The sequence below is a fragment of the Pseudokineococcus sp. 5B2Z-1 genome (genome assembly GCF_037482305.1).
Taxonomy (GTDB): Bacteria; Actinomycetota; Actinomycetes; order Actinomycetales; family Quadrisphaeraceae; genus Pseudokineococcus.
The window spans coordinates 570,804-583,080 of the sequence record NZ_JBBHZG010000001.1 but is presented as its reverse complement, the minus strand read 5'-3'; the positions used below and the strand labels follow the sequence as shown (position 1 = coordinate 583,080).

Below are 12,277 nucleotides of genomic sequence, written 5' to 3'. Positions count from 1 at the left end.
GCCCGGCCGCCTCGTGCGGCCTCGCCCCGGTGCGTCTGAGGGCGGTGCGTCTGCGCCCGGTAAGTCCGCGGCCGCTGGGCCCGTGGGCGCCGAGGCGGTGGGGTCCGGCGCGGCCGCCCGGCCCGTCGACGTCGTCCGCCCCGTGCTGCAGCACCTCGCCGACGCCGGCGCGGACCTCGAGGGCGAGCCCCGGCGCCCCGTGCCCGAGCTGGGCGTCCACGCCCTCGGCGACCAGCTCGCCGTCCTCGCGGGCGACGTCCTCGCCGCGGCGGACGCGCGGGGTGACGACGTCGCCGTCGTCGACCTGCACGACCGCCTCGTCGCCCTCCGCCGCGCGCTCTGACGCCCGCGGCGCGCTCTCGGGCGTGAAGGAGGCGTCACCTCCGCGGAGACGGGGCCCTCGGGTGTGAAGGGGGCGTCACCTCCGCGGAGACGGGCCCCTCGGGGATGAAAGAGGCGTCACCTTCGCGGAGACGGCGCCCTCAGCGGTCGGCGCGACGGCGCAGCCGCGCCCAGGCGCCGAGCGGGCCGCGGGCGGCCCCGTCGCGGTGCGCGCCCTCGACCTCGGTGCCGGGCGACTCCGCGGCGGCCGCCGCGGCCTCGGCGACGGGGACGACGCGCCCCTCCCGCCCCGCCGACGGCGGCTCGGGCCACAGCCCCAGCGAGGCGCAGACCGCGGGCAGGAGCACCGCCGCCGCGCGCGCGTAGCCCGCGGGGGAGGGGTGGAAGCGGTCGGCGCTGAACATCTCCGCCGGAGCCGCGGAGAACTCGGGCCCGAGCAGGTCTCCCAGCGAGACGGACCGGCCGCCCGCCTCGACGACGGCGACGGTCTGGGCCGCGGCGAGGTCACGGGCCCACCGGCGGGCGATGGCGCGCAGGGGCTGGGCCACGGGCTCGACGACGCCCAGGTCTGGGCAGGTGCCGACGACGACCTCGGCGCCCGCCGCCCGCAGTCGCGCGACGGCGCGGGACAGGTGGCGGGCGGCGTCGGCCGGCCGCACGCGGTGCGTGACGTCGTTCGCGCCGACCATGACGAGCACGACGTCCGGCGCGGGCACCTCGTCGAGCAGCCGGCCGGCCTGCGCGTCGAGGTCGGCGGAGCCGGCGCCGACGACGGCGCGGTTCAGGAGCCGCACGCGCCGACCCGACACGGCGGCGAGGCCCGTCGCGACGATGGCGCCCGGGGTCTGCGCGGGCGTCTGCGCACCGAGGCCGTCCGCGCTCGAGTCGCCGAGGACGCCGAGGACGAGGACCCGCCCGGGGCCCGCGCCGTAGACGCCGTCGGCGTCGGGCCCCTCGGAGCCGAAGGGCCGCCCGACCCAGCGCCGCGCCAGCCGCGCCTCGACGAGGACGACGCCCACCGCGGCGCCGCCGAGGGCGACGAGCCCGGCCGCGTACGCCGCGGTGACCGCGCCGACCCGCCGCGCCGTGCTGCCGCCGTCCGCCATGCGTCGCCCCCCGAGCTCGTCCGTGCCGTCCCACGCGAGGCTATGCCGTGGCGCCGGGCGGGGAGGCGCGCTCGGCGGGGGCGTCAGGGAACGATCGGTCGCCGCAGCGGGCCGTTCCGCGGCGGTCCGCCCCTGCCCGTCGGCCCGCTACCCGGCCGGCCGGCCCGCCCGCGGCGACGCCCTGGCGCCGGCGGGTGCGAGGATCGCGCGGTGCGCTACGCCGAGACCGTCGTCGACCTCGTGGGCGGCACGCCGCTCGTCCGCCTCAACGCCGTCACCGAGGGCATCTCGGCGACCGTGCTCGCCAAGGTGGAGTACCTCAACCCCGGCGGGTCGGTGAAGGACCGCATCGCGGTCCGCATGGTCGACGCCGCGGAGGCGTCGGGGGAGCTGCAGCCGGGCGGCACGATCGTCGAGCCGACGTCCGGCAACACCGGCGTGGGCCTCGCGCTCGTCGCGCAGCAGCGCGGGTACTCCTGCGTCTTCGTGTGCCCCGACAAGGTCGGCGAGGAGAAGCGCGCGGTGCTGCGGGCCTACGGCGCCGAGGTCGTCGTCTGCCCCACGGCCGTCGAGCCCGACCACCCGGAGTCCTACTACTCGGTGAGCGACCGGCTGGCCCGCGAGCTGCCCGGCGGCTGGAAGCCCGACCAGTACTCCAACCCCAACGGCCCGCGCAGCCACTACGAGACCACCGGGCCGGAGGTCTGGTCCGACACCGACGGGCGCCTCACCCACTTCGTCGCCGGCGTCGGCACGGGCGGCACCATCACCGGGACCGGCCGCTACCTCAAGGAGGTCTCGGCCGACCGCGACGGCGGCCCTGTGGCGGTCGTCGGCGTCGACCCCGTCGGCTCGGTGTACTCCGGCGGCAGCGGCCGGCCCTACCTCGTCGAGGGCGTGGGCGAGGACATGTGGCCGCGCGCCTACGACCCCAGCGTCCCCGACCGCATCGTCGCCGTCTCCGACGCCGAGGCCTTCGCCATGACGCGGCGCCTGGCCCGCGAGGAGGGCCTGCTCGTCGGCGGCTCGTGCGGCATGGCCGTCGTCGGCGCCCTCGAGGTGGCGCGCGAGCTCGGCCCGGACGACGTCGTCGTCGTCCTCCTGCCGGACTCCGGCCGCGGCTACCTCGCGAAGATCTTCGACGACCGGTGGATGCGCAGCTACGGCTTCTCGACCGACGACACGGGCTCCGCGACGTCGCCGTCCGCCGGCACGACGACGGTCGCCGACGTGCTGCGCGCCAAGTCCGGCGACCTCCCGGCCCTCGTGCACACCCACCCCGCCGAGACCGTCCGCGACGCCGTGGGGATCCTCCACGAGTACGGCGTCTCGCAGATGCCGGTCGTCACCTCAGAGCCGCCGGTCGTCATCGGGGAGGTGGTCGGCGCGGTGAGCGAGCGCGACCTGCTCGACGCCGTCTTCTCCGGCGCGGCGCAGCTCACCGACCCCGTGTCGGCGCACATGTCCCCGGCGCTGCCGCGCATCGGCGGCACGGAGCCGGCCTCGGCGGCGCGGGCGGCGCTCCAGGAGTCCGACGCGCTGCTCGTCGTCGTCGACGGCAGCCCGGCCGGCGTCGTCACGCGCGCCGACCTGCTGGCGCACGTCGCGGGCTGACGCGCGCGCCCGTCCCCGGTGCTCGCCGTGCCGGGCGGTGGGGGCGGTCGTAGCGTCGGCGCATGACGAGCTCGACGGACCCCAGCGACGCCCCCGACCCGATCCAGCCCGAGGTGCCCGCGGTCAAGGACCGCCAGGAGCACGGCAAGGAGCCCGACCTCGCCGAGGAGGTGCTCGACCACCGCGCCGAGCGCGAGGAGGAGCTCGTCCGCGAGGACGCCGGGGAGGGCGACCGCGGACCCGCCAGCTTCGACCGGGACGCGGTGCCGAACGCCGAGGAGTGACGCCGGGCCGCAGGCCCGTCGTCAGCGCCTGTCTCGCCCCTAGGGGCGATGTGTGTCCATGTCGCCCCCGGAGCCACGTCCCGCGGGGCGACATGGCCACACATCGTCCTCGGCGACGGCGGACGGGGCGACATGGCCACACGTCGCCCCGCGTGAGGCCCTGCGAGGGCGACATGGCCACACGTCGCCCCGCGCGAGGCCCTGCGAGGGCGACATGGCCACACGTCGCCGTCGGGACGGGCGGTCGTCCGCCGAGCACGACGGAGCCCCGGTGGCCAGGTGGTCACCGGGGCTCCGTCACGTCGCGGGGCGCGTCAGCGGGCGGCCTCCGCAGGCGCCGCGCCGTCGGCGGGCAGGATGCCCGCCGGGCAGCTGACGCCCGTGCCGGCGAGGCCGCAGTAGCCGTTCGGCACCTTGTGCAGGTACTGCTGGTGGTAGTCCTCGGCGTAGAAGAACGGACCCGCCTCGGACGCCGGGCGCAGCTCGGTGGTGATGGGGCCGAGGCGGAAGCGCTCGAGCTCCTCGGCGAAGGCGTCGCGCGAGGCGCGGACGACCTCGCCCTGCTCCTCGGTCGTCCAGTACACGGCCGAGCGGTACTGGGTGCCGACGTCGTTGCCCTGGCGGGCGCCCTGGGTCGGGTCGTGCTCCTCCCAGAACGTGCGCAGCAGCGTCTCGGCGTCCGTGACGGCGGGGTCGTAGGCGACCATCACCGTCTCGGTGTGACCGGTCCGCGCGGTGCAGGTCTCCTCGTACGTCGGGTGGGGCGTGAAGCCGCCCATGTACCCGACGGCGGTGGTGACGACGCCGTCCATGCCCCAGAAGAGGCGCTCGGCGCCCCAGAAGCAGCCCATCGCGACGTACAGCCGCTCGGTGCCCTCCGGCCACGGGCCCTCCAGCGGGGTCCCGAGCACCGCGTGCGTGGTGGGCACGTGGTACGGGCGGTGCTCGCGGCCCGGCAGGGCCTGGTCGCGCTCGACCATCGTCGTCTTCGTGCGGGTCCCGAACAGGGCCACGGGTCCTCCTCGCGGGTCGTCGGTCGGGCGGGCTCGCGCCCCTCCCGGTCTGCCCCGCACAACGCCGCGCGCGCCCTCGTCCTTCCCCGGCCCGCCCCGGACGCCCCCGCCCCGACGGCCAGGACGTCGGGCAGGGGGCCGCTCAGCCCATCAGCGCGCCGGTCCGCGTCGTCGTCGGGGCGCCCCAGGCGCGCTCGGCGTCCGCGACGGCGCGCGCCAGCCGGTCGACGGCGTCGAGCAGCACCGGCACCGGCTGGGTGAAGGGCAGCCGCAGGTGGTCGTCGAAGGCGTGGCCCGTGCCGAAGCGCGAGCCCGTGGCGAGGAAGAGCCCGTGCCGCTCGGCGGCGTCGGTGACGGCGGACGACGACGTCCCCCGCGGCAGCCGGCACCACAGCGACAGCCCGCCGGCGGGGAGGGGCACGTCCCACGCCGGGAACCGGTCGCGCAGGGCCCCGACGAGGGCGTCGCGCTGCTCCCGCAGGCGGGCGCGCCGCTCGACGAGCCCGGCGTCCAGCCCGTCGAGGAGCACGCAGGCCGCCAGCTGGTCGACCACGGGCAGGGCGCCGTGGTCGCGCGACGCGCTCGCCGCCACCCGGGCGAGGACGGACGGCTCGCCGCGCAGCCACCCCACCCGCAGGCCCGCCCACACGGACTTGCTCAGCGAGCCGGCCGTGAGCACCGCGCCCGGCCGGGCGGACGCGGCGAGCGGCGGCCGGGACGACGGGTCGTCGTCCGGCTCGAGGGCCAGGTCGGCGAGCGTCTCGTCCGCGAGCACGACGACGCCGCGCTGCTGCATCGACGCCACCACGCGCTGCCGCTCCTCGGGGGTGAGGACGGCGCCCGTGGGGTTGGCGAAGTCGGGCACGAGGTAGGCCATCGCCGGCGCCGTCTCGCGCGCCGCGCGGTGCAGGGCCGCGGGGAAGCCGCCCGCGCCGTCGGGCGCCCGCGGGTCGCGCGGCACCGGGACGGCGACGGCGCCCAGCTCGCCGAGGAGGTCGAGGGCGTTGGGCCACGTCGGGTGCTCGACGAGGACGCGGGGCCCGGGCGCCCCGCCCCGGCCCGCGGACGGGGGAGGTCCGAGGACGGCGCGCAGCGCGCCCGAGATGGCGGCGCTGGCGCCCGTGGTGACGAGCACCTGCTCGGCCGTCGTCGGCAGGCCGCGGGCGCTCGTCCGCTCGGCGACGCGCGCCCGCAGGTCGGCGAGGCCGCCCGCCACGTAGCCGTGGCCGGGCAGCATGCGCGGCAGGGCCTCGAGCGCCGCGGCGTAGGCGTCGGCGACCTCGGGCGGCCCGGCGGGGGAGGCGTACGTGAGGTCCACCGTGCCGTCGCGGGGGCTGCCGGGGACGAAGGCGGCGACGACGCCGCTGCGGTCGGGGACGCTCGTCCACGTGCCCGCCCCGCGCCGGGAGGCCGCCCAGCCGCTCTCGCGCAGCCGCGCGTAGGCGGAGGTGACGGTGACCCGGCTGACGCCGAGGGCCGCGGCCAGCTCGCGCTCCGCGGGCAGCCGCCCCCCGACCGGCAGGCGCCCGTCCGCGACGAGGCCGCGCAGGGCGACGGCCAGGGTCGCCGCGACCGGGGGGTGCAGCGTCGCGCGGCCGACGAGCGCGGCCAGCCGCTCGGCCGAGCGGCGCGCCGCCGGGACGTCGTCGGGCTCCGCGCCGCTGCTCGCGCTCATCGGGCCAGCGTCGCACGGCTGACCCTCCGGTGGCCTGCGGCGAGCAGGCCACCTCGCGGGCGCAGCCAGGGCGCAGGGTTGCTGCGGCCTCCCCCCGCCGGTGTCTCGAGGGCGAGTCGTCACCTGGTCGCCCTGCATCGGGGCTGCTGGGGGCGAGTCGTCGCCAGATCGCCCTGGATCGGGGCTGCTGGGGGTCGAGTCGTCGCCTGTTCGTCCTCGGGAGGGGGGCCGGGAGGGTGAGTCGTCGCCTGTTCGCCGTGGGACGGGGGGCGGTGCGCCCCTCGCGAGAGCCGCGCGGGCGCCGCACCGGCGCAGGAGCAGGCCACCCTCGCCGGATTGGCCTGCCCTGCGCCAGCCACTCGAGGAGCACCATGGACGCATGGCTCTCGTCGTCCTCACCGCCCTGCTCGCCGTCCTCCTCGTCGCCGCCGTCGTCGGCCTCGTGCGCGACCTGCACGCCGACGGGTACGGCTCCGCCCACACCTCCGGCGAGGGGCTGCACTGGCAGCACCGCGCCCGCGGCGACCGCGCCTTCGCCGGGCCGGGCCCCCGCTGAGCCCCCGCCGAGCCCTCCGATGAGCCCCCGCGCCGGGCGGGCGGCCCGACGCGCGACGGGTCGCCGCGGTGCCGCGGCCCCTGCCCCCGCTGCGGCCCCCGCCTGGTCGCTGCCGCACCAGCTGGTGCGGCAGCGACCAGGCGGGGGCCGCAGCGGGGGCAGGGGCCGCGGCGCCGCGGCCCCTGCCCCCGCTGCGGCCCCCGCCTGGTCGCTGCCGCACCGGCTGGTGCGCCTCGTCGTCGGCCAGCTCCTCTTCGGGCTGGCGCTCGCGATGCTCCTGCGCGCCGGCTGGGGCGGGGCGCCGTGGGACGTGCTGCACCAGGGCGTCGCCCTGCGCACCGGCTGGGCCTTCGGCCTCGTCGTGCTCCTCGCGGGCGCCGTCGTCCTCCTCCTGTGGGTGCCGCTCCGCGTGCGCCCGGGCGTGGGCACGGTGGGCAACGTCGTCCTCGTGGCCCTCGCGATCGAGGTGGGCCTGGCCGTGCTGCCCCCGGCGGCCTCGTGGCCCGTCGCCGCCGCCCTCGTCGTCGGCGGGGTCTTCCTCAACGGCGTCGCGACGGCGCTCTACGTCGGCGTCGCCCTCGGGCCCGGCCCCCGCGACGGGCTCATGACCGGGCTCGCGGCGCGCACCGGGCTCCCGGTCGGCCTCGTCCGCGGGGCGCTCGAGGTGGCGGTCGTCGCCGTCGGCTGGGCCCTCGGCGGGACGGTCGGCGTCGGCACCCTCGCCTACGCCCTCGGCATCGGCCCCGTCGTCGGGCTCCTCCTGCCGCGGCTGTCCATGCCCGGGGCGGGCGCGGCCGTCGGCCGCCGCGCTCCCGAGGCGGCGCCCGAGGCGGCGCCCGAGGCGGCCCCTGAGCCCGGGGCCCCGTGCGCGACGAGCGGGTAGCGTCCCGGCCGTGAGCCAGGCCCCCGACGACGCCCGCCCGCACGACGCCCACGAGGCCGACGCGCACCCGCAGGACGAGACCGCGGAGCCGGGCCACGCCCCGCCCGCGGCCGGCCCCCAGGACTGGTCGGCGTCGGGGTTCGCCACCCGCGCCATCCACGCCGGGTCGGAGCCCGACCCGCGGACGGGCGCCGTCGTCCCCGCCGTCCACGTGGCGACGACGTACGCCCAGGACGGCGTCGGCGGCCTACGCGCCGGCTACGAGTACTCGCGGTCGGCCAACCCGACCCGCGACGCGCTGCAGGAGTGCCTCGCGGCGCTCGAGGGCGGCACGGCGGGCTTCGCCTTCGCCTCGGGGCTGGCCGCCGAGGACGCGCTCCTGCGGGCCGTGCTCGAGCCCGGCGACCACGTCGTCATCCCCGACGACGCCTACGGCGGCACCTTCCGCCTCTTCGCCAAGGTGGCGGCCCGCTGGGGCGTCGAGCACACCGCGGCCGACCTGTCCGACCCGGCGGCCGTCGCCGCGGCGATGACCGACCGCACGCGCCTCGTGTGGTGCGAGACGCCGACCAACCCCCTGCTCGGCGTGGCCGACGTCGCCGCGCTGGCCCGCACGGCGCACGAGCGCGGAGCCCTGCTCGCCGTCGACAGCACCTTCGCGACGCCGTACCTGCAGCAGCCGCTGTCCCTCGGCGCCGACGTCGTCGTCCACTCGACGACGAAGTACTGCGGCGGGCACTCCGACGTCGTCGGCGGCGCGCTCGTCGTCGGGGACGCGACGGCGCGCGGCGGCGAGCCGCTGGCCGAGCTGCTCGCCTTCCACCAGAACGCCATGGGCGCCGTCGCCGGGCCCTTCGACGCGTGGCTCGTGCTGCGCGGCCTCAAGACCCTCGCCGTGCGCATGGAGCGCCACTGCGACAGCGCCGAGCGGGTGGCCGCCCACCTGCGCGAGCACCCCGCCGTCCGCGAGGTGCTCTACCCGGGCCTGGCCGACCACCCGGGCCACGACGTCGCCGCGCGCCAGATGCGGCGCTTCGGCGGCATGGTCTCCGTGCGGCTCGCCGACGAGGCGGCCGCGGTCGCGATGTGCGGGCGCACGCGCGTCTTCACGCTCGCCGAGTCGCTCGGCGGCGTCGAGTCCCTGGTCGAGCACCCCGCCCGCATGACCCACGCCAGCGCCGCCGGCTCCCCGCTCGAGGTGCCCGCCGACCTCGTGCGCCTGTCGGTCGGCCTGGAGGAGGTCGAGGACCTCATCGCCGACCTCGACCGGGCGCTCGAGGGCGCCGCCCCGGCCCCGCGGTGACCACGGGGACGGAGCCCGGCGCGGGGGCGGCCGAGCAGCTGCCCGCCGTCACGCTGGAGGACGTCCGGGCCGCGGACGCGCTGCTCGAGGGAGTCGTCCGGCGCACCCCGCTCGAGCCGAGCGCGGCGCTGTCCGAGCTGCTCGGGGGGCCGGTGCTGCTCAAGTGCGAGAACCTCCAGCACGCGGGCTCGTTCAAGATCCGCGGCGCCTACACGCGCATGTCGCGCCTGTCGGAGGCCGAGCGGGAGCGCGGGGTCGTCGCCGCGAGCGCCGGCAACCACGCCCAGGGCGTGGCGCTGGCGGCGCGGCTGCTCGGCATCCGCTCGACGATCTGGATGCCCGTCGGCGCGCCCATCCCCAAGGTCGAGGCCACCCGCCGGTACGGCGCCGAGGTGCACCAGGCGGGCACGACGGTCGACGAGGCCCTCGTGCACGCCCTGGCGCACGAGCGGGAGACCGGGGCGGTGCTCATCCACCCCTTCGACCACGCCGACATCGTCGCCGGGCAGGGGACGGTGGGCCTCGAGCTGCTCGAGCAGGCGCCCGACGTCCGCACGGTCGTCGTCTGCACGGGCGGGGGCGGGCTCGTCGCCGGCATCGCGACGGCGGTGAAGGCGATCGCCCCGCACGTGCGGGTCGTCGCGGCCCAGGCCGAGGGAGCGGCGGCCTGGCCCGCCTCGCTCGACGCCGGCGAGCCGCGGGCGCTCGCCCGGATGGCGACCATGGCCGACGGCATCGCCGTCGGCCGGCCCGGCGACGTGCCCTTCGGGCTCGTGCGCGAGCTCGTCGACGACGTCGTCACGGTCGCCGAGGAGTCGCTCTCGCGGGCCCTGCTCCTGCTCCTCGAGCGCAGCAAGCTCGTCGTCGAGCCCGCCGGCGCGGCGGCGGCGGCCGCGCTCCTCGAGGCGCCGGAGGCCTTCGAGCCGCCCGTCGCCGTCGTGCTCTCCGGCGGCAACATCGACCCGCTGCTGCTCATGCGCGTCATCCGCCACGGCATGGCGGCCGCGGGGCGCTACCTCGGGTGCCGGGTGCGCGTGCCGGACCGCCCCGGCGCGCTGTCCGGCGTGCTCGCGGTCCTCGCCGAGGCGGACGCCAACGTCCTCGAGGTCTTCCACACCCGCACGACGGCGGCGCTCGCCGTCGACGAGGTCGAGATCGGCCTCCAGCTCGAGACCAAGGGGCACGACCACGCGACCGCGGTGCTGGCCGCGCTCGCCGCCTCCGGGGTGCGTCCCGTCGCCTGACCGCCACCCGCGCCGTGCCCGCCGCCTGACCGCCACCGCGCCGTCCCGTCGCCGGGCGGCGACCGATGAGTCCGGCGGCCCCGCGCGGTCCGAGAGCGTGCGACGGTCGAGCGGCCGCCGCGCGGGAGGAGGCGGACGTGCACGAGGACGACCTGGCGGGGACGGCGCGGGGCGGACGGGCCGGTCCCCGGCCCCAGCGGGTGTCGGACCCCCTGGCTACGGTCCGCCCATGACCACATCGGCGACCACGCCCGAGCCCGCGGCGCGCTCGCGCACCGGGGCGGCGGGCGGCCCCCGCAGCAGCACGCAGGACCACCCCGTCGTCGCCGAGGGCCTCGTCAAGCGGTACGGCAGCGTCACGGCCCTCGACGGCCTCAGCCTCTCCGTGCCGCGCGGGAGCGTCCTCGGCGTGCTCGGGCCCAACGGCGCGGGCAAGACGACGGCCGTGCGCGTGCTCACGACGCTGCTGCGCCCCGATCTGGGCCGGGCGAGCGTCGCGGGCGTCGACGTCCTGGCCGACCCGGCCGGCGTGCGGCGGCGCATCGGCGTCTCGGGCCAGTACGCCGCCGTCGACGAGCAGCTCACCGGCACCGAGAACCTGCAGATGGTGGGCGACCTCTACCACCTCGGCCGCGGGCCGAGCCGGGCCCGCGCCCGCGAGCTGCTCGAGCGCTTCGACCTCACCGACGCCGGGTCGCGGCCGGTGAAGACCTACTCGGGCGGCATGCGCCGCCGCCTCGACCTGGCGGGCGCCCTCGTCGCCGAGCCCGAGGTGCTCTTCCTCGACGAGCCGACCACCGGCCTCGACCCCCGCAGCCGCCTCGGCATGTGGGAGGTCATCTCCGAGCTCGTGTCCGGCGGGACGACGCTGCTGCTGACGACGCAGTACCTCGAGGAGGCCGACCGGCTCGCCGACTCGATCGCCGTCATCGACCACGGCCGCGTCATCGCCGAGGGCACGGCCGACGAGCTCAAGGCGCAGGTCGGCGGCGAGCGCGTGGAGATCACGCTGGCGAGCGCCGAGGACGTCGGCGCGGCCCGCGCCGCCCTCGAGCGCGCCGGGGCGAGCGAGGTCTCCGTCGACGAGCAGACGCGCTCGCTGTCCGCGCCCGCGAGCGGCGGCACGGCCACGCTCGTCGCCGTGCTGGGCGACCTGCGCGAGAGCGGCGCCGAGGTGCTCGACGCCGGCGTGCGCCGGCCCACCCTCGACGACGTGTTCCTCACGCTGACGGGCCGGGCCGCGGAGGAGGCCGACGACGCGGGGGAGCAGGCGCCGGAGGACGGCGGGAAGCGCCGACGAGCCGGTCGCCGACGAGGGGAGCACGCACGATGAGCACCACGGCCACGGGGCGGGCCCCCGACGCTCCCGGCGGTGCCTCCGGCACCGGTCGCCGCCTCGAGCCGCCGCCCGCGGGCGGCCTCGGCCAGGCGCTCGGCGACGGGTGGACGGTCGCCCGGCGCAACCTCATCCGCATCAAGCGGGTGCCCGACCTGCTCGTCGGGTCGATCGTCTCGCCGATCATGTTCGTGCTGCTCTTCGCCTACGTCTTCGGCGGCGCCATCGCGCTGCCCGGCGCGGGGGGCTCGCAGCCCGACCCGGCGGCCTACCGGGAGTACCTCATCGCCGGGATCTTCGCCCAGACCGTCATCTTCGGGGCCACCATCACCGGCTCGAGCATGGCCCAGGACCTCAAGTCCGGGATCATCGACCGCTTCCGGTCGCTGCCCATGGCCTCGTCCGCGGTGCTCGTGGGGCGCACGACGGCCGACGTCGTCAACAACCTGCTCACCGTCGTGATCATGACGATCACCGGCCTGGTGGTCGGGTGGCGCATCTCGACGTCGGTGGGGGAGGCGCTGCTCGGCTACGTCCTGCTGCTGTTCTTCGCCTACTGCGTGAGCTGGATCATGGCCTTCCTCGGCCTGCTCGTCCGGACGCCGGAGGTCTTCAACAACGTGACCTTCATCGTCATCTTCCCGCTGACGTTCATCGCCAACACGTTCGTGCCGCTGGAGAGCTTCCCCGGCGCGCTGCGGGCCTTCGCGGAGTGGAACCCCGTCTCCGCGGTGACGCAGGCGGTGCGCGAGCTCTTCGGCAACCTCCCCGCCGGCACCCCGGAGCCGACGGCCTGGGCGCTGCAGAACCCCGTGCTCTACACGCTCCTGTGGGGCCTGGTGCTGCTCGCGGTCTTCGTGCCGCTCACCGTCCGGCAGTACCAGCGGGCGGCCGCCCGCTGACGCCCGCACGGCACGACGA

The 12,277-nt window shown here is 77.9% G+C and carries 12 protein-coding genes; 9 read left to right on the top strand and 3 right to left on the bottom strand.

Translation table 11 applies throughout. The features are described 5' to 3' along the window. Nucleotides 1-82 precede the first annotated feature (82 nt). Nucleotides 83-343, top strand: coding sequence for a hypothetical protein (locus WDV85_RS02470; RefSeq protein ID WP_339569103.1), 261 nt, complete (start codon nucleotides 83-85; stop codon nucleotides 341-343). Between the two features lie 139 nt (nucleotides 344-482). Here WDV85_RS02470 and WDV85_RS02465 read toward each other — a convergent pair whose 3' ends face one another. Beyond that, nucleotides 483-1,448 (bottom strand): SGNH/GDSL hydrolase family protein, encoded by a 966-nt coding sequence (locus tag WDV85_RS02465; protein WP_339569102.1) that lies wholly within the window; start codon nucleotides 1,446-1,448, stop codon nucleotides 483-485. 210 nt (nucleotides 1,449-1,658) lie between these two features. On the opposite strand from WDV85_RS02465, the gene WDV85_RS02460 reads away from it, so the two are divergent. Continuing rightward, nucleotides 1,659-3,062, top strand: coding sequence for a cystathionine beta-synthase (locus tag WDV85_RS02460; RefSeq protein ID WP_339569101.1), 1,404 nt, complete (start codon nucleotides 1,659-1,661; stop codon nucleotides 3,060-3,062). A 62-nt stretch (nucleotides 3,063-3,124) separates the two neighbouring features. Continuing rightward, complete coding sequence (locus WDV85_RS02455) at nucleotides 3,125-3,346, top strand: hypothetical protein (RefSeq protein WP_339569100.1); 222 nt, start codon at nucleotides 3,125-3,127, stop codon at nucleotides 3,344-3,346. Nucleotides 3,347-3,660: 314 nt separating this feature from the next. Here WDV85_RS02455 and msrA read toward each other — a convergent pair whose 3' ends face one another. Next, nucleotides 3,661-4,326, bottom strand: a complete 666-nt coding sequence (gene msrA / locus WDV85_RS02450; RefSeq protein WP_445263177.1) for a peptide-methionine (S)-S-oxide reductase MsrA — start codon at nucleotides 4,324-4,326, stop codon at nucleotides 3,661-3,663. A gap of 175 nt (nucleotides 4,327-4,501) precedes the next feature. Then, nucleotides 4,502-6,034 (bottom strand): MocR-like transcription factor YczR, encoded by a 1,533-nt coding sequence (gene yczR, locus WDV85_RS02445; protein ID WP_339569098.1) that lies wholly within the window; start codon nucleotides 6,032-6,034, stop codon nucleotides 4,502-4,504. Nucleotides 6,035-6,413: 379 nt separating this feature from the next. Here yczR and WDV85_RS02440 point away from each other — a divergent pair, with 379 nt between their 5' ends. From WDV85_RS02440 to WDV85_RS02415, 6 genes are all read left to right on the top strand, one after another. Continuing rightward, the gene (locus WDV85_RS02440) at nucleotides 6,414-6,590 is read left to right on the top strand and encodes a hypothetical protein (protein ID WP_339569097.1); all 177 of its coding nucleotides are present in this window, start codon (nucleotides 6,414-6,416) and stop codon (nucleotides 6,588-6,590) included. A 211-nt stretch (nucleotides 6,591-6,801) separates the two neighbouring features. After that, nucleotides 6,802-7,473 (top strand): membrane protein YczE, encoded by a 672-nt coding sequence (gene yczE, locus WDV85_RS02435; protein WP_445263176.1) that lies wholly within the window; start codon nucleotides 6,802-6,804, stop codon nucleotides 7,471-7,473. A gap of 154 nt (nucleotides 7,474-7,627) precedes the next feature. Further along, nucleotides 7,628-8,776 (top strand): cystathionine gamma-synthase, encoded by a 1,149-nt coding sequence (locus WDV85_RS02430; RefSeq protein WP_445263175.1) that lies wholly within the window; start codon nucleotides 7,628-7,630, stop codon nucleotides 8,774-8,776. Further along, the gene (gene ilvA / locus WDV85_RS02425; RefSeq protein ID WP_339569094.1) at nucleotides 8,773-10,020 is read left to right on the top strand and encodes a threonine ammonia-lyase; all 1,248 of its coding nucleotides are present in this window, start codon (nucleotides 8,773-8,775) and stop codon (nucleotides 10,018-10,020) included. Before WDV85_RS02430 ends, ilvA begins: the two co-directional genes overlap by 4 nt. Before the next feature lie 229 nt (nucleotides 10,021-10,249). Next, nucleotides 10,250-11,353, top strand: a complete 1,104-nt coding sequence (locus WDV85_RS02420) for an ATP-binding cassette domain-containing protein (RefSeq protein WP_339569093.1) — start codon at nucleotides 10,250-10,252, stop codon at nucleotides 11,351-11,353. After that, nucleotides 11,350-12,258: an ABC transporter permease gene (locus tag WDV85_RS02415; protein WP_339569092.1), complete on the top strand. Its 909-nt coding sequence runs from the start codon at nucleotides 11,350-11,352 to the stop codon at nucleotides 12,256-12,258. Before WDV85_RS02420 ends, WDV85_RS02415 begins: the two co-directional genes overlap by 4 nt. The last annotated feature ends 19 nt before the right edge of the window (nucleotides 12,259-12,277 follow it).